Source organism: Humitalea sp. 24SJ18S-53 (assembly GCF_050632385.1).
GTDB lineage: Bacteria > Pseudomonadota > Alphaproteobacteria > Acetobacterales > Acetobacteraceae > Humitalea.
Window position 1 is genome coordinate 3,880,738 of sequence record NZ_CP192599.1, and the last position, 16,899, is coordinate 3,897,636.

Sequence of the window (16,899 nt, forward strand, 5' to 3'; positions counted from 1 at the left end):
ATCGCCAGGAAACGCCCACCCCGCCGGGAGACACACCAGATGCGCCTGACAAGCCTGCGCCGCGCCCTGCTAACCGCCGCCGCGATCCTGCCCCTGGCCGGCCTGCTTCTGGCAACCGGCGCCATGGCGCAGGGCACCATCCGCATCGGCATGACCGCCGCCGACATCCCCCTGACCCATGGCCAGCCCGACCAGGGTTTTGAGGGCAACCGCTTCACCGGCATCCCGCTGTATGACGCTCTGACGGCCTGGGACCTGTCATCGGCCGATCGCGCCAGCACGGTGATCCCGGGCCTGTCCACCGAATGGGCCGTCGATGCGACCGACCGCAACCGCTGGACCTTCCGCCTGCGCCCGGGCGTCACCTTCCATGACGGCAGCCCCTTCAACGCCGATGCGGTGGTCTGGAACGTCCGCAAGGTGCTGGACCGCGACGCGCCGCATTACGACAGCCGGCAAGTCGGGCTGACCGCCAGCCGCATGCCGACCCTGCGCCGGGCGGAGAAGGTCGATGACCTGACCGTTGCGCTGATCACCAGCGAACCCGACAGCCTGCTGCCGATCAACCTGACCAACCTGTTCATGGCCAGCCCCACGCAATGGGAACGCCTGCGCGCCGCCGCCCCGACCGCCGAGGCCGCCTGGAACGCCTTTGCCGCCACCCCATCAGGCACCGGTCCGTTTCGCCTGACGCGCTTTGTGCCGCGGGAACGGGCGGAAATGACGCGTAACGACAATTACTGGGGCACCAAGGCCCGCGCCGAACGCATCGTGCTGCTGCCGATCCCGGAGGCGAATGCCCGCACCGCCGCCCTGCTCTCGGGCCAGGTGGATTGGATCGAGGCGCCGGCGCCCGACCTCGTGCCGCAGCTCCGGGCGCGTAACATGGTCATCACGCAGAATGCGCAGCCGCATGTCTGGCCGTGGCAGCCCTGCTTCCTGCCCTCCTCGCCGCTGTCGGATGTGCGGGTGCGCCGGGCGATCAACCTTGGCATCGACCGTGAGGGTCTGCGCACCCTGCTCGGCGGCTTCATGCAGCCGGCGGTCGGCACGGTGCCGCCGGGGCATCCCTGGTGGGGCAACCCCAGCTTCAACATTCGCACCGACAAGGCCGAGGCACGGCGCCTGCTCGCCGAGGCCGGCTATGGCCCCAATCGCCCGGTGACCCTGCGGGTGCAGATCAGCACCTCGGGCTCCGGCCAGATGCAGCCGCTGTCGATGAACGAGTTCCTGCAACAGGACCTGAAGTCGATCGGCGTGAACGTCGAATTCGACGTGGTGGAATGGAACACGCTCTTCGGCAACTGGCGGCGCGGCTGCCAGGACGCCTCGGCGCGCGGGGCGCATGCGATCAACGTCTCCTATGCGGCGATGGACCCGTTCTTTGCGATGGTGCGCTTCTACGACAGCAAGATGGCATCGCCCGTGTCGAACAATTGGGGCCAGTTCAACGACCCGCGTTTCGATGCGCTGGTGGCCGAGGCGCGCACCACCTTCGAACCCGCCGCCCGCGACGCGGCGCTGGCGCGGTTGCAGGCGGCGGGGGTGGAGGAAGCCCTGATGATCTTCATCGCGCATGACGTGTCGCCCCGCGCGATGAGCCCGCGGATCCAGGGCTATGTGCAGCCGCAATCCTGGTTCGTCGATCTTCGCCTGCCGTCTATCCGCTGATGCTGCTCTACCTGATCCGCCGCATCCTTTACGCGGTGCCGATCGCGCTGGCCGTGGGGCTGTTCTGCTTCATGCTGGTGCAGATCGCGCCGGGCGACCCGATCAATGCGATCGTGCCGCCCGACGCGCCGCAGGATGTGGTGGAACAGGTCCGGCGCGACTACGGGTTGGACAAGCCGCTGCCGGTGCAATTCGCGCTGTGGCTGGGCAAGGTCGTGCAGGGCGACCTGGGCAAGTCGCTCGCGACCGGGCGTTCGGTCTGGTCGGACCTGCACAGCGCCATCGGCAATACCTTGATGCTGGCCTTCGCCGCCAGCCTGCTGGGCTTCATCCTGGGCTGCGTGCTGGGCGGTTTGGCCGGCACGTTTCGCGGCACGGTGCTGGACCGGGCGGCGACGACCTTTGCCGTCGCCGGTGTGTCCGTGCCGCATTACTGGCTGGGGATGGTGCTGGTCGTCATCTTCTCGGTGCAGTTGAACTGGCTTCCGGCGATGGGCGCGGGGCCCGGTGGCTCGGCCGACTGGGTCTGGAACTGGGAACACATCCAGCACCTGGTGTTGCCGGCGATCACCCTGTCGGTGATCCCGATGGGCATCGTGACCCGCACCATCCGCGGCATCGTGGGTGAGATCATGAACCAGGAATTCGTCACCGCCCTGCGCGGCAAGGGGCTGACGCGTTGGCACATTTTTCTGCACGTGGTGAAGAACGCGGCGCCCACGGCGCTGGCCGTCATGGGGCTGCAACTGGGCTACCTGATGGGCGGGTCGATCCTGGTCGAGACGGTCTTCTCCTGGCCCGGCACCGGGTTGTTGCTGAACAGCGCGATCTTCCAGCGTGACCTGCCGGTGTTGCAGGGCACGATCCTGGTGCTGGCGATGTTCTTTGTCGGGCTGAACCTGCTGGTCGACCTGGTGCAGACGGCGCTGGATCCGCGGATCAAGCGAGCATGAGCGATATGACACCCTCGGCTGCCGAAGCCGAACTCGCGGTCCAGGCGAAGACTGCCGTAGTGCGCTCCACCGGCTATTGGGGCGGGGTCGGCAAGCGGCTGTCGCGCGATCCGGTGACGCTGTTCTGCGGCGGCGTGCTGCTGGTCATGCTGACCGTGATCGTCTTCGCCCCGGTCTTTGCGCCGCATGACCCCTTCCAGGGCGGGATGCTGCGGCGTCTGCGGCCGCTGGGCACGCCGAATTACATCCTGGGGACGGATGAACTCGGCCGCGACATGCTGACGCGGCTGATCTTTGGCGGGCGGTTGTCCTGGATCATGGGCATCACGCCGGTGGTGCTGGCCTTTGCGATCGGGGGGACGCTGGGCGTCATCGCCGGTTTTGCCGGCGGCAGGATCAACATGCTGATCATGCGCGTGACGGATGTGTTCTACGCCTTCCCGTCGGTGTTGCTGGCCGTGGCGATTTCCGGGGCGCTGGGTGCGGGCCTGGGCAATGCGATCCTGGCGCTGACCCTGGTGTTTGTGCCGCCGATCATCCGGGTGTCGGAAACGGTGACGACCAGCGTGCGCAACCTGGATTTCGTCGATGCCGCGCGGGCCTCGGGCGCCGGGGCGTTTACCATCGTGCGGGTGCATGTGCTGGGCAATGTGCTGGGGCCGATCTTCGTCTATTCGACCTCGCTGATCTCGGTCTGCATGATCCTGGCCTCCGGCCTGTCCTTCCTGGGGCTGGGCACCCGCCCGCCGGAGCCGGAATGGGGGCTGATGCTGAACACCCTGCGGACGGCGATCTATGTGCAGCCCTGGGTGGCGGTGCTGCCGGGGATCTGCATTTTTGTGACATCCATCTGTTTCAATCTCTTGAGCGACGGGCTGCGCCAGGCGATGGATGTGAAGGGCTGACACGCCTCCGGTTGCTCACGATTATGTCAACAGCCGGAAACAAACCACGCCCCGACCCGGACGTAGTGTCTCGCGCGGAGGCTCGGCGGTCCTGACGGGGCGTGCCCATCCTCCCAATAATTGCGGGAGGCCAGAATGTTCGATGCCACCAGATTGCTCGGCGCCTTGACGGAAAGCCGCGCTGCCCCCTCCGCCCAGCAGCGGATCGACGCCGCGATCCGCGATGGCGGGTCCAGCCCCGATAGTCCCCTCGCCGGCCTGCTTGGGGCGTTTGGGGGCCAGCAAGGCGGCGGCGGCGGGTTGGCTGGGATGCTCGCGGGGCTGGGCGGCGGCCAAGGTGGAGCATTGGGCGGGCTGTCCGACATGGCGCAGCGTGCCTTTGGCGGCACCGCGCAGGAGGTGCGCGCCAACAACCCGATCGCGGTCGGCGGCCTTGGCGCCATCGCCGGCGCGCTGCTCGGCGGCGGCCGCGGTGCCATGGGCGGCGGGTTGCTCGCGGTGCTCGGCAGCCTGGCGGCCTCCGCCCTCGCCTCCCAGGGAGCATCCCCGAGCGCGCGTGCCATGCCGAGGACCGAGGACGAGATGCAAGGCAATGCCATGCTGGCCCTGCGCGCGATGATCGAGGCGGTGAAGGCCGACGGCACGGTGGATGCGAGCGAGACCGCGCGCATCCTGGAGCGGCTGGACGCCGCCGATGCCGACCAGGAGGCGCGCGACTGGGTGCGGGCGCAGATGGCCGCCCCCGCCGACCTGTCCGACCTGGCCGGCATGGCCATGACCCCCGAACAGGCGGCGCAGGCCTATGGCGCCGCCCTGATGGCGATCGAGGTGGATACGCCGCAGGAGCGGGCCTTCCTCGGCCGCCTGGCCCAGGCCCTGCGCTTGTCGCCGCAGGTCGTGTCCAGCCTGCACGCGGCGCTGAACATCCGGGCCTGAGCGCCCGGGCGAAAAAATCTTGCGCTGGATCATGGACGCCGACGAAGGTCGCGCTTTAGGGATCGGGGGTTGCAACCCGGCGGCAACCAGCGCGTTGTCGCCGTGCGAGCACCCGGGTCGCGGGTGCCAAGGAGAAGAATCATGACCGTCACACGTCGCTCGCTCGCCCCGCTTCTGGCCGCAGCCCCGCTGGCCATCGCCGCCCTGCACACCCGCGACGCCGAGGCCGCCAGCCGCGCCGAGATCGACCGCGAGGTCGCCTCGGCCGTCGTGACCCTGCGCAACATGCAGAACACCCGCGTGTTGTTCGAAAATGCCAAGGCCGTGCTGGTCTTCCCGAAGATCATCAGCGGCGGCTTCATCATCGGCGGCCAGTTCGGCGAGGGTGCGCTGCTGCGCGACGGCCGCACCACCGGGCATTACAACATCGCCGGCGCGTCCTTCGGCCTGCTGGCCGGGGCGCAGACGGCGGGCCTGGCCATGTTCTTCATGACCGATGAAGGTCTGGCGGCCCTGATGCGCGCCGATGGCTGGGAAATCGGCACCGGCCCGTCGGTTGTCGCGGTCGATGCCGGGGTGCAGGCCAATATGACGGCCACGACCCTGGCCCAGCCGGTCTATGCGATCACCTTTGGCCAGCAGGGGCTGATGGCGGCGCTGGCGCTGAACGGGACCAAGATCACCCGCATCAACCCGGAGTGATTGTTTGGGGGCGGCGGCGGCCGCCCCCTACTCCGCGCGAATCCCGGCGCCGCGGATCACGCCGTCCAGCATCGTGGTCTGGGCCGTGATGAAGGCGGCAAAAGCCTCCGGCGTGCCGCCGCCGATCACCGCGCCCTGTTCGGCGAAGCGTCCGCCGATCTCGGGATCGCGCAGGGCGGCGTCGACCGCGGCGGACATGCGGTCGACGATCTCGGGCGGGGTGCGCGCGGGCGCGACCAGGCCGAACCAGGTGCCGAAGACCAGGCCCGGCAGGCCGGCTTCGGCCGTGGTGGGCACATCGGGCAGTTGCGGCAGGCGCGCCTCGGTCGCCACGGCCAGGGCGCGGACCGAACCGGCGCGGATCTGGCCTAGGATGTTCGGCAGATTATCCACCATCATGTCGATCTGCCCACCGACAAGGTCAGTGACCGCAGGCGCCGCGCCGCGATAGGGCACGTGCAGGATATCGACCCCCGCGGCGCGGTTCAGCAGCGCCAGCGCGATATGCAGCGACGAGCCATTGCCGGCCGACCCCGCCTGCACGGCGCCCGGTCGCGCGCGGGCGGCGGCCAGCAGGTCAGCGAGCGTGCGCCAGGGTCGGTCGCGGTTCACCACGATCACCTTGGGCGTGTTCACCAGCAGCGAGACGGGCGCGAAGGCGCTGCGCGTGTCGAAGGGCATGCCGGGGAAGAGGAACTGGTTCGCCGCCAGCGGCCCGATCGAGCCGAGCAGCCAGGAATAGCCATCGGGGGCCGCCTTGGCGACCACATCGGCGCCCAGGTTGCCGCCCGCCCCCGGCCGGTTTTCCACCACCATGGGCTGGCCCAGCACCTGGGTCAGCCGCGCGGCGAGCGGCCGTGCCAGTTGGTCGGCCAGCCCGCCCGGCGGAAAGGGCACGATCAGCCGCATCGGACGCGACGGCCAGGGCGATTGGGCCAGCGCCGGAAAGGCGGGCAGCACGGCCAGCAGGGTGCGTCGCAGCATCGTCAGGGTGCCTTTCGATATAGGGCGGAAATCGCGGGGTCGACGACAACGTCGATCAAGCGCGGCGCCGGATCGGCGAAGGCCTCGGCCAGTGCTGCTTCAAGCGATGCGGCATCGGCCACGCATTCGCCGGCGCAGCCCATGCCCCGCGCGAGTGCCACGAAATCCAGCCCCGGCACGTCGATCCCGGGTGCCCCGGTCACGCCAAGCACGCGCCCAAAACTGCGCATCGCGCCGTAGCCGCCATTGTTCACGACGATGATCGTCACCGGCAGGCGGTGCTGCACCGCCGTCCAGATCGCCTGGATGGAATACATCATCGACCCGTCGCCGATCAGCGCGACGACCCGCGTGCCGGGCCGCGCCATCGCCACCCCCACGGCGGCGGGCAGCGCATAGCCCAGGCCGCCCGAGGCCATGGTGAAGAAGCCGCCCCAATCGGTGACCGGCAGATGCCGCTGGATGGCCGGGCGGTGGGAGGGTGCTTCCTCGACCAGCACCGCGCCGGGGGGCATGGCGCGGCGCAGCGCGTCGAACAGGAAGGCGGGCGGCAGGGGCGTCGCGGCGACGGGGGGCGCCACGGCGTTGGGCGGCGCGGGGTTTTGCCGCGTGGGTTCGGGCAGGCGGGACGCGAGGCCCGGGATGGCGAAGCGCATCGCGCCCAGCACGGCGCGTCCGGCCGGGGCGGCGGCCGCGGCCTCCGGGTCGGTGGTGAACTGCCAGATCGGGGTGCCGCTTTCGAACAGTGCGCAGATGCCGGCGACATGAAAGGTGAAGACCGGGGCGCCCAACACCAGGACAAAATCGTAGGGCGCCAGCGCCTCGGCCACCGCGCCGGGGGCAGCGGCCAGGAAGCCGGCAAAAAGGGGATGGTCCTCGGGGAAGCAGATCCGGCTGGCAAAGGGGCTGGCCAGGACCGGGGCGCGCAGTTTTTCGGCCAGGGCCACCAGGGCGGGACCGGCACCTTCGTCATCGACCTCCGGCCCCGCCACGATCACAGGGCGGCGGGCGGCCGCCAGGGCGGTCGCGGCTTCGTCCAGCGCCGCGGGGTCGGGCGCGGTGTCGGAGGGCGCGGCGCGCCAGGCGGGCGGGCGGGTCGCGACGCCCCAGTCATCCATCGGGATCGAGACCAGGGTCGGGCCGCGCGGACGGGTCATCGCGATGGCCCAGGCATGGGCGATGGCGGCGGGAACGTCCTGCGCCCGCGCCGGCTCGATGCTCCATTTCACATAGGGTTTGGGGAAGGATGCGGCCTCGGTCGATCCCAGGAAGGGATTGCCCGGCAGCAGCGACCGCGCCTGCTGGCCGACCGTGATGACCAGCGGCGCCTGGTTGCGGAAGGCGGTGAACAGGTTGCCCATGGCATGACCGATGCCGACCGCCGAATGCAGGTTGCAGACGGCGGCGCGGCCGGTGCTGCGGGCGAAGCCATCCGCCATGGCGACGGCGCAGCCTTCCTGCAACGCCAGCACATAACGGAAATCATCCGGCCAGCGGTCGAGGAAGGGCAGTTCGGTCGAACCGGGATTGCCGAAGCAGGTGGTCATGCCCGCCGCGCGCAACTGGTCAAGCACCGCCTCCCGCACGCTTGGCAGATTCGTACCGTCGTCATGCGGCATTTCGTTGCGTTCCCTTACCCCGGGCCGAGGGTGGCGGAAGCATCGGGCGGATGTCCAGTCGCGTCCCTTGACGTGCCGGCGCAGGCTGTTTGCATGCGCGGGATCGTAGGAGACACGTCCGATGACCCCAACCGCCCTGCTGCGCCGCATGCCGGCCGCCCCGCCGGTGACGACCCCCGCCGAAGATGCTCCCAGGCTCTGGACCCGGGACAGCATCGCGCCCCATCGCGCGCGCCACCTGGTCGATCTGCCGGAGGGCACCAATGCCGAATTGCGCGACGCCCTGGCGCATTGCGCGGCGAATGGGCTGACCCTGGAGACGGTGGAGCAGGAGGATATCCGCCTGCCGTCGCTGGCGCGTGCGGCGGGGCGGTTGCGGCTGCTGCTGGATGAAGGGCCGGGGTTCTTCGTATTGCGCGGCATCGACCTGGCGGGGCTGGATGATGAGGCCGTGGGCATCGTCGCCTGGGGGATCGGCAATTACCTTGGGCGCCCGGTGCGCCAGGGGCTGACGAAGGACCGGCGGTTGTTCACCGTGACCGATGCCGGGTCGGCCAATATCGACCCGACGCGCATCGGCGCGTCATCGCGCGAAAGCCGGCCGCATACCGACAATGGCTGCCTGGAACCGCGCCCGCCCTGTGCGATCGGGCTGCTGTGCGTGTCGGATGCGCTGGCCGGGGGCGACAGTTGGGTCGTGTCGGCGGCGACCATCTACAATGAAACGCTGCGGCTGCGGCCGGATCTGGCGCCGCTGCTGCAAGAGGGTTTTCATTTCCTGCCGCCGCATCTGCACACCTGGCCGGCCGGGCCGAACACCATCGTCAAGCCGATCCTGGAAAGCGTGCCGCGCGACGGGAAGGCGGATGAGATCCGGGTGCATTATGCGCGGGTGATGGTGGAGCCGGGGATGACACTGGCCGGCACGCCGCTGACGCCGATGCAGATCGAGGCGCTGGACCTGCTGGACAGCCTGATCCAGCGGCCGGACCTGGGCTTTTCCTACCGGCTGCAGCCGGGCGAGTTCCTGTTCGTGAACAACCTGGTGAATCTGCACGGCCGCGGCGCCTATGCCGATGATGCCGAAGGGGCGGGCAAGCGCCGGGTGCTGAAGCGGCTGTGGCTGTGGCGGCGGCATGTGGGGCCGGGGGATGACCCGGCGGCCTTGGACCTGGCCGAACTTACCTGATCCGGTTGCCACCATCCGCGATGCGCAGGCAGGCGGCGCGGTGGTCGGGGGAGACGGGGTCCAGCCCTGGGGCGATCGTCGCGCAGCGCGGGATCGCGACCGGGCAGCGCCCCGAAAAACCGCAGCCGGGCGGCAGGTTGATGGGCGATGGCACATCGCCCTCCAGCACATGCCGATGCAGCACCGCCGCCGGATCGGCCGGCAGGTGCGCCGAGATCAGCGCCTGGGCATAGGGATGCACCGGATCGGCGAAGAGGGCGGCGGCGGGCGATTCCTCGACCACGGTGCCGAGATACAGCACCAGGATGCGGTCGCAGATCAGTTTGACCGTGCCGAGGTCGTGGCTGATGAAGATCATCGCCGTGCCCGTTTCCGCGCGCAATTCGGCCAGCAGATCCAGGATGCCGGCACGCACCGACAGGTCAAGCGAACTGGTCGGCTCATCCAGCACGATCAGGCGCGGGGCGGTGGCGATGGCGCGGGCGATGCAGACGCGTTGCAACTGCCCGCCCGAGAGTTCGGCGGGGAAGCGCCCCAAGAGTTCCGTGGTCAGGCGCACGCGATGGGCGAGCGCCACGGCGCGGTCGCGGCGCTCGGCGCGGGACAGGCGCGTGTGCAGCAGCAAGGGTTCGGCGATCAGGTCGCCAATACGCATGCGCGGGTTCAGCGCGCTCCATGGATCCTGGAACACGATCTGCATTTTCTCGCGCAATGGGCGACAGGCGGATTCGGGCAGGTCGGTGATGTCCTGGCCGAGAAAGCGAATGCGCCCGCCGCTGGGATGCAGCAGGCGGGTGACGCAGCGGCCGATGGTGGATTTGCCCGAGCCGCTTTCGCCGACGAGGCCGAGGGTTTCACCAGCACGTAGCGAAAAACTGACGTCATTGACCGCGTGGACGGTCGCGCGCCCCGCGGGAAAATGTTTGACGAGGTTTTCGACCTCAAGCACCGGCGCGTTCATGCGCGGTGGCAGTGCACGACATGCCCGGCGCCAAGCGCCACGGCGGGTGGCGGCGTCGCGCAATCGGCGCCCGCCATCGGGCAGCGGTCACGAAAGGCGCAGCCTTCGGGCAGCGCCAGCAGGTTGGGCGGCGCGCCACCGATGCTGCGGGCGGAACCAAGGCGCAGCCGCTCCGGCGTCGCGGCGATGAGGTTGGCGGTATAGGGATGCGTGGGCCGGGCAAACACCGCGCTCACCGGGCCGGCTTCGACGATGGCACCGGCATACATCACCGCCATCCTGTCGCAGTAATGCGCGACGACGCCGAGGTCGTGGGTGATGATCATTGCGCCGACCCCGGTGCGGCGCACCAGGTCGCGCAGCAGGTCGAGGATCTGCGCCTGCACTGTGACATCCAGCCCCGTGGTCGGTTCATCGGCGATCAGCAGGCGCGGCGCGTTCATCAAGGCGAGCGCGATCAGCACCCGCTGCGCCATGCCGCCCGAGAGTTCATGCGGCCAGGCGCGCATCCGCGCCACGGGATCGGGGATGCCCAGGCTGTCCAGCATCTTTTCCGCCCGCGCGCGGGCTTCGGCGACACTCACCTTGGCATGGGCGCGCAGGATGCGGATCAACTGGTCGCCGATGCGGCTCAAGGGGTCGAGCGAGGATTTGGGGCTTTGCGTCACCAGCCCGATGTCGCGGCCGCGCATCGCGTTCAGCGCATCGGGGTCCATTGCCAACAAATCCTGGCCGGCGAACATCGCGCGCCCGGCCACGACTTTCGCCGGCGGTCGCAGCAGCCCGAGCAGTGAGGTCGCGGTCAGCGATTTCCCCGCGCCTGTTTCCCCCACCAACCCCAGCACATGCCCGGCATCGAGCGTGAAGGACACCCCGTTCAGCGCGCGAAACACCCGGATACGATTGTCGAGGTCGCGAGAGATGAAATGCGTGTGCAGGTTCTCGACGGACAGCAGGCTCACCGTGTCGCCGCCTTGCGCCGTGGGTCCAGCAAATCCTGCAAGCCGTCGCCCAGCATGTTCAGCCCCAGCACCATCAGGATCAGCGCGATGCCGGGGAAGACGCCGACCCACCATTGGCCGGTCACCAAATACTCGGCACCCTGGCGGATCATCGCGCCCCATTCGGGTGTGGGCGGTTGGATGCCGACACCGAGGAACGCCAGGGTCGCGCTGATCCGCACCGCCCAGGCGGCGCGCACCGCGGCCTGCGCCATCGCGCCCTGGATCGCGTTGGGCAGGATATGCACGAACAGGATGCGCCAGGTCGGGTTGCCGGCGGCGCGGGCGGATTCGACGAAGCCGGAATGGCGCAGGGCCAGGACCTCGGCCCGCACGACACGGGCAAAAACCGGGCTGTCCAGCAGGCCGATGACCAGCACCACGTTGAACAGCGACGGGCCCGCCGCCGCGACCACGGCCAGCGCCAGGATGATCGACGGAAACACCCGCAGCGCATCGAAGAAGCGCATCGCGATCTCATCGAACCAACCGCCGCGATAGCCGGTGTAGAGCCCCATCGGCGCCCCCACCGCGATGCCCACGATCACGGCGGGGATGGCGATGCCGAAGGCCCAGGCCGCGCCCGCGATCACCCGCGACAGCACGTCCATCCCGTTGCCATCGGTGCCAAAGGGATGCGCGCCGCCAGGCGCGGCCAGCACGTTGAAGGGCTGCGCCTGGATGGGATTGAAGGGCGTGATCCAGCGCGCGAAGATCGCCATCAGGGCGAAGCCCAGGATGATCAGGAAGCCGATCGCGAGCGTCGGGCTGCGCCGGGAAATGCCGATCAGGCGTGGCAGGGCCAGGGCGCTCATGCGCGCGGTTCCGTTGCCATGACGAAGACATCCACCGCCAGGAAGACCAGCACCGAGAACAGCGCCAGCATCAGCACATAGCCTTGCACCGCGGCGAAATCGCCGGCGATGATCGCGGACAGCCCGTACTGCCCCAAGCCGCCCCAGGCAAAGACGTACTCGATCAGCGATGTGGTGCCGACCAGGCCGGTGATCTCGGTGCCGATGAAGGTGACAATCGGCGTCGCGCTGTTGCGCAGCGCCATCGCACGGATCTGCCGCGCCGGCAGGCCCTGGGCGCGGGCGTGGCGGATGTAGTCGGTGGCCAGGACCTCCAGCGCGATGGCACGGGTTTGCTTGACGATGGGGGCGGCGGAGATGATCGCCACGCACAAGACCGGCAGGATGAGTTGCCCGAAGGCCGAGCCGACAACCTCCCAATCACGGCCCAAAAAACCGTCGATGAGATAGCTGCCGGTCACGCGCGGCGGCGGGTCCAGCATCAGGCTGATCCGGCCCATCCCGGGCGGCGCCCAGTCTAGCAGGTAGAAGAATACGAAGAGCATGATCAGCCCGAGCCAATAGGTCGGCACCGAAAACCCCAGCAGCGACAGGAAACGGCTGGTCTGGTCAAAACCGCGATCGGGCTTGAAGGCCGCGCGCAGGCCGACCGGAATGCCGATGCCGGCGCCGATCAGCACGCCCCAGAACATGAGTTCCAGGGTCGCCGGCGCGCGGTCCAGGATTTCCCCCAGCACCGGCCGGTTGCTGAGCCAGGATGCCCCGAGGTCGCCCTGCGCGACCTTCCCGATATAGACGGCGAACTGCCTCCACATCGGCTGGTCCAGCGCCAGCGAGGCACGGACCAGCGCGATTTCCGCATCCGTCGCGGTCGGCCCGGCCAGCAGCCCCACCGGATCCTGCCCGCTGATGCGCACCAGCAGGAAGGTGCCAAGCAGGATGACAAACAGCAGCGGCACGACCAGTGCGACGCGCCGTAGCAGCAGGCCCCCAAACGGCATCAGACGATCTTCAAGTCCACCCAGCGCTCATGATCGTCCGGGTGCGGGCACCAGCCGCTGATATTGGCGGCCATGGCTTCCCAGACACGGGGATAGACGGTGGCGATCCAGGGCGCCTCCTCCATCCACAATTCCTGCGCCTGGCGCATCAACCCGTTGCGATGTGGGACGTCCAGGCTCTGCCGGGCTTCGTCGATATAGGCATCCATCTGCGGGTTGGCGAAGCGGGCGCGGTTGGACACGCCCTGCGAATGGGCAAGCAGGAAGGTCGTGTAGACGGGGTCCAGCACGATCGGCCCGTCCTCGAAGGAAAAGAACGGCATGTCCTGGCGCGCGGGGGCGCCACGGGCGCGCATGTCGCTGTCGCTGATGCGGGTCGCGCGGGCCTTGATGCCGAGGGTCTGCAACTGCGCCGCCACCTGGATGGACAGCGGTTCCTCCCAATTGAAAATTTGGGAATACAGTAGCTCGATCGGCTGTTCGAAATCGAAATTCGCTTCCGCCAGCAGCGCGCGAGCCTTGGCCGGATCGTGTTCGTAGCGGAAGAAGCTCGGGTCATATCCGGCGACGATCGGCGGGATGATCGAACGCGCCTGTTCGCCCAGGCCGAAGAACACGCCCTGGATCAGCGCGTTCTTGTCGATCGCGTAGTTGAAGGCCTGGCGCACCTTCTTTTCGCCAAAGGGCGGGTAGCGCAGGTTCATCCGCACCGAGGCGATGGTGCGCCCAAAGGTGTCCTGCGCCTTCACCCGGCGGTCGGCGCGCAATTCCGCGACCTGTTGCAGGATGGGCCGGTGAATCCACTGCACCTGGCCGCTGCGCAGCAAGGTGATGCGCGACGCGGCGGATGGCACCGCGCGATAGATCACCCGGTTGAAATACGGCTGTTCCCGAAAATAATTCGGGTTGGCGATGAAGACCGCCTGTTCGCCCGCGCGCACCGATTCCAGATGATACGCACCAAAACCCGCGGTGTTGGTTTCCATCCACTTCAGCGCCCAGGGGTCCTCGGCGGTCGCGTGGCGCTTCACCTCGGTCGAATCATAGATGCCGGGGACGTAGAGGGTCAGCGCGGACAGCAGGATCATGCTGGGGGCGGACAGGGTGAATTCCACCTCATATTTCGACAGCGCCTTGACGCCGGTCACATTGGCGACGGTCGCGATGAAGCCGCCAGTGCGGCGCTGGGCGAGCGATTTCTGCCAGCCCCATTCGACATCGGCCCCGGTCAACTCATTGCCGAAGGCGCTGCGAACGCCGGGGCGCAGCTTGAACACCCAGGTCTTGCCATCCGGCGAATTGGTCCAGGATTCCGCCAGATGCCCCTCGATCACATCGGGGTTCAGGTATTCGCGGCCGTCGCGGGTCACGCGGCCGTAGCGGGTCAGGCCCTCATACACCTGCACCACGGTTTCCTGGGTGCCGGGGCGCAGGGCATCGCCCTCAAACCCTTCCGGCGCACCGGGTGCGGCCAGAAGCAGGGTGCGGCCTGCCCGCTGCGCCTGGACGGCGGGCGCGGCCAGGGCTGCCCCGGCCAAGCCCAACAGAATATCGCGCCGTTCCACCGCCATGAAGACCTCCGTAATCGCGGGCGGAGATTGACGCGCCTGCGCGTCCGGGTTCAACCCCACCCGGCGTTGCTTTCGCGGCGCCACAGCCGCATCGTCCACCTAGGGCGCAGCAGGAACAGGCATATCATGCACGACATGGTCATTCGCGACGGCACCATCATCGATGGCACCGGCGCCGCCCGCTTCACCGGCGATGTCGCCATCGACGGGGACCGCATCGTCCAGGTCGGCGGCAAGGCCGGGCCGGCCAGGCGCGATGTGCCCGCCGAGGGTCGCCTCGTCACCCCCGGCTGGGTCGATGTGCACACCCATTACGATGGCCAGGCGACCTGGGACCCGGTGCTGGCACCCTCCGTCTGGCATGGCGCGACCACCATCCTGTTCGGCAATTGCGGCGTCGGCTTCGCCCCCGTGCGCGCGCCCGACCGCCAGGCGCTGATCGACCTGATGGAGGGGGTGGAGGACATCCCCGGCATCACCCTGGCCGAAGGGCTGAAGTGGAATTGGGAAAGCTTCCCCCAATACCTCGACGCGCTGGCGGAAATGCCGCGCACGATCGACATCGCCGCCCAGGTCGCCCACCACCCCTTGCGCGTCTATGCCATGGGCGACCGTGGGTTGAACCGCGAAGCGGCGACCGCCGACGACATCGCGATGATGGAAAAGCTGACCGAGGAAGCGCTGCGGGCCGGCGCCTTCGGCTTCACCACATCGCGCACCGACCAGCACCGCACGCCGACGGGCGACCTCGTCCCAGGCCGTTATGCCGAGCACGAGGAACTGCTCGCCATCGGCCGCGCCATGGGCCGGGTCGGCCGTGGCGCCTTCGGCATGCTGAGCGATTTTGAGGATGAGGCCGCCGAATTCGAATGGCTGCGCCAGGTGGCCAAGGATTCCGGCCGCCCGGTCTGGTTCCTGCTGACCGACCGCAACTACGACCCCAAGCGCTGGAAGCGCCTGATGGCAGGCGTCGCCGCCGCCCGCGCCGATGGCTTGCCGCTGTCGGCCCAGGTCGCCGGGCGGCCGGTCGGGCTGATCCTGGGGCTCACCACGTCGCTGAACCCCTTTGCCCTGCGCGAGGGCTTTGCCGCCCTGGCGACCCTGCCGCCGGCCGAACAGCTCGCCCGCCTGCGCGACCCCGAGGTGCGGGCCAAGATCCTGGCCGAGGAAGCCTCCGAACGGCTGATGCACCTGGTGCCGCCGCTGTCGCGCCAGATCGCGACGCGCTGGGACCAGATGTTCGTGCTGGGCGATCCGCCGGACTACGAGCCGCCCGCGGACCGCAGCCTCGCGGCCCTGGCCGCCAAGGCGGGCCAGGACCCCGCGGCCTTCTGTTACGACTTCCTGACCGGCGGCGACGGCGGGCGGATGCTGTATTTCCCGGTGGTGAACTACGTCGGCGGCGATCTGTCGGTGGTGCGGGAGATGATGGTGAACCCGCATACCGTGAACGGCCTGTCCGATGGCGGGGCGCATTGCGGGGTGATCTGCGATGCCTCGATGCCGACCTCGATGCTGACCCATTGGGGTCGCGACCGGACCCGCGGCGAAAAGCTGCCGCTGGAATTCCTGGTCAAGCGCCAGACCAGCGAAGGCGCCGATTTCTTCGGCTTTGGCGATCGCGGTCGGCTGATACCGGGGTTGAAGGCCGATGTGAACGTGATCGATTTCGAGGGGCTGCGCCTGCACCACCCCGAGATGATCTACGACCTGCCCGCCGGCGGGCGGCGCTTGGTGCAGACCGTCGATGGCTACGACATGACACTCGTGTCCGGCGTGCCCGTCATGGAAAAGGGCACCGAGACCGGTGCGCGTCCGGGCCGCCTGGTCCGCGCCGGCTAGACCACCTTGCCAATGACGGCGCCGATGGCCGCCGTCAGCGCCATGGCGAAGGCGCCCCAGAAGGTTACGCGCAGGGTCGGCCTCAGCACGCCGGCCCCGCCCGCGGTGGCCCCGATGGCGCCCAGCAGCGCCAGGAAGGCCAGCGACGCGCCCGACACGACCGGCACCAGCAGTGCGGCCGGTGACACCAGGACCATCAGCAAGGGCATCGCGGCGCCCACGGCGAAACTCGCGGCCGAGGTCATCGCCGCCAGGATCGGCCGCGCGGTGGTGAGTTCGGATATCCCCAACTCATCCAGCGCATGCGCGCCCAGCGCGTCCTTGGCCATCAACTGGTCGGCGACCTGCCGGGCCAGCGCGCGGTCCACGCCGCGATTGACGTAGATATCGGCCAGTTCCTCACGTTCGAAATCGATGTTGTCGATCAGTTCCTGGCGTTCGCGCGCGATATCAGCGCCTTCGGTGTCCGATTGCGAACTGACCGAGACATATTCGCCCGCCGCCATCGACATGGCCCCGGCGACCAGCCCCGCGACACCCGCGATCAGGATATCGCCGCGCACCGCCGCCGAGGCGGCGACGCCGACGATCAGGCTGGCGGTCGAGACGATGCCGTCATTGGCGCCCAGCACCGCCGCCCGCAGCCAGCCGCTGCGCGACACTAGGTGGCGTTCCCTATGGATGTGCAGGCGCGGCATATCTGGCTCCGGCGAGGGATGGCGCCACCATCCCCGCGCGCCGGGCCAAAC

At 68.9% G+C, this 16,899-nt stretch carries 15 protein-coding genes; 7 read left to right on the plus strand and 8 right to left on the minus strand.

All coding sequences use genetic code 11. The features are described 5' to 3' along the window. Nucleotides 1-39 precede the first annotated feature (39 nt). The 5 genes from ACQW02_RS18500 to ACQW02_RS18520 all read left to right on the plus strand — a co-directional run bounded on the left by ACQW02_RS18500 (nucleotide 40) and on the right by ACQW02_RS18520 (nucleotide 5,167). The gene (locus tag ACQW02_RS18500) at nucleotides 40-1,671 is read left to right on the plus strand and encodes an ABC transporter substrate-binding protein (RefSeq protein WP_431281383.1); all 1,632 of its coding nucleotides are present in this window, start codon (nucleotides 40-42) and stop codon (nucleotides 1,669-1,671) included. After that, a complete protein-coding gene (locus ACQW02_RS18505) occupies nucleotides 1,671-2,624 on the plus strand; it encodes an ABC transporter permease (protein ID WP_431281384.1) in 954 nt (317 codons plus the stop codon). Before ACQW02_RS18500 ends, ACQW02_RS18505 begins: the two co-directional genes overlap by 1 nt. After that, a complete protein-coding gene (locus tag ACQW02_RS18510; RefSeq protein ID WP_431281385.1) occupies nucleotides 2,621-3,529 on the plus strand; it encodes an ABC transporter permease in 909 nt (302 codons plus the stop codon). The genes ACQW02_RS18505 and ACQW02_RS18510 overlap by 4 nt, the downstream gene beginning before the upstream one ends. 135 nt (nucleotides 3,530-3,664) lie before the next feature. Then, a complete protein-coding gene (locus tag ACQW02_RS18515; protein WP_431281386.1) occupies nucleotides 3,665-4,465 on the plus strand; it encodes a DUF533 domain-containing protein in 801 nt (266 codons plus the stop codon). Between the two features lie 141 nt (nucleotides 4,466-4,606). Next, nucleotides 4,607-5,167: a YSC84-related protein gene (locus tag ACQW02_RS18520; RefSeq protein ID WP_431281387.1), complete on the plus strand. Its 561-nt coding sequence runs from the start codon at nucleotides 4,607-4,609 to the stop codon at nucleotides 5,165-5,167. 27 nt (nucleotides 5,168-5,194) lie between these two features. Here ACQW02_RS18520 and ACQW02_RS18525 read toward each other — a convergent pair whose 3' ends face one another. After that, a complete protein-coding gene (locus tag ACQW02_RS18525) occupies nucleotides 5,195-6,151 on the minus strand; it encodes a Bug family tripartite tricarboxylate transporter substrate binding protein (protein WP_431281388.1) in 957 nt (318 codons plus the stop codon). A gap of 2 nt (nucleotides 6,152-6,153) precedes the next feature. After that, on the minus strand, nucleotides 6,154-7,770 hold the full coding sequence (gene mdlC / locus ACQW02_RS18530) for a benzoylformate decarboxylase (protein WP_431281389.1): 1,617 nt from the start codon (nucleotides 7,768-7,770) through the stop codon (nucleotides 6,154-6,156). Nucleotides 7,771-7,891: 121 nt separating this feature from the next. On the opposite strand from mdlC, the gene ACQW02_RS18535 reads away from it, so the two are divergent. Beyond that, nucleotides 7,892-8,959, plus strand: a complete 1,068-nt coding sequence (locus tag ACQW02_RS18535) for a TauD/TfdA family dioxygenase (RefSeq protein WP_431281390.1) — start codon at nucleotides 7,892-7,894, stop codon at nucleotides 8,957-8,959. Here the strand turns inward: ACQW02_RS18535 and ACQW02_RS18540 are convergent. The 5 genes from ACQW02_RS18540 to ACQW02_RS18560 are packed head-to-tail and all read right to left on the minus strand — an operon-like array spanning nucleotide 8,952 to nucleotide 14,308. Continuing rightward, nucleotides 8,952-9,920, minus strand: coding sequence for an ABC transporter ATP-binding protein (locus ACQW02_RS18540; protein WP_431281391.1), 969 nt, complete (start codon nucleotides 9,918-9,920; stop codon nucleotides 8,952-8,954). The genes ACQW02_RS18535 and ACQW02_RS18540 overlap by 8 nt on opposite strands. Next, complete coding sequence (locus ACQW02_RS18545; protein ID WP_431281392.1) at nucleotides 9,917-10,882, minus strand: ABC transporter ATP-binding protein; 966 nt, start codon at nucleotides 10,880-10,882, stop codon at nucleotides 9,917-9,919. The genes ACQW02_RS18540 and ACQW02_RS18545 overlap by 4 nt, the downstream gene beginning before the upstream one ends. After that, complete coding sequence (locus ACQW02_RS18550) at nucleotides 10,879-11,736, minus strand: ABC transporter permease (protein ID WP_431281393.1); 858 nt, start codon at nucleotides 11,734-11,736, stop codon at nucleotides 10,879-10,881. The genes ACQW02_RS18545 and ACQW02_RS18550 overlap by 4 nt, the downstream gene beginning before the upstream one ends. Then, complete coding sequence (locus ACQW02_RS18555; protein ID WP_431281394.1) at nucleotides 11,733-12,737, minus strand: ABC transporter permease; 1,005 nt, start codon at nucleotides 12,735-12,737, stop codon at nucleotides 11,733-11,735. Before ACQW02_RS18555 ends, ACQW02_RS18550 begins: the two co-directional genes overlap by 4 nt. Beyond that, nucleotides 12,737-14,308, minus strand: a complete 1,572-nt coding sequence (locus ACQW02_RS18560) for an ABC transporter substrate-binding protein (RefSeq protein ID WP_431281395.1) — start codon at nucleotides 14,306-14,308, stop codon at nucleotides 12,737-12,739. Before ACQW02_RS18560 ends, ACQW02_RS18555 begins: the two co-directional genes overlap by 1 nt. Nucleotides 14,309-14,434: 126 nt before the next feature. Here ACQW02_RS18560 and ACQW02_RS18565 point away from each other — a divergent pair, with 126 nt between their 5' ends. Beyond that, nucleotides 14,435-16,150, plus strand: a complete 1,716-nt coding sequence (locus ACQW02_RS18565; protein WP_431281396.1) for an N-acyl-D-amino-acid deacylase family protein — start codon at nucleotides 14,435-14,437, stop codon at nucleotides 16,148-16,150. Here the strand turns inward: ACQW02_RS18565 and ACQW02_RS18570 are convergent. Then, a complete protein-coding gene (locus ACQW02_RS18570) occupies nucleotides 16,147-16,848 on the minus strand; it encodes a VIT1/CCC1 transporter family protein (RefSeq protein ID WP_431281397.1) in 702 nt (233 codons plus the stop codon). The genes ACQW02_RS18565 and ACQW02_RS18570 overlap by 4 nt on opposite strands. Nucleotides 16,849-16,899: the final 51 nt, after the last annotated feature.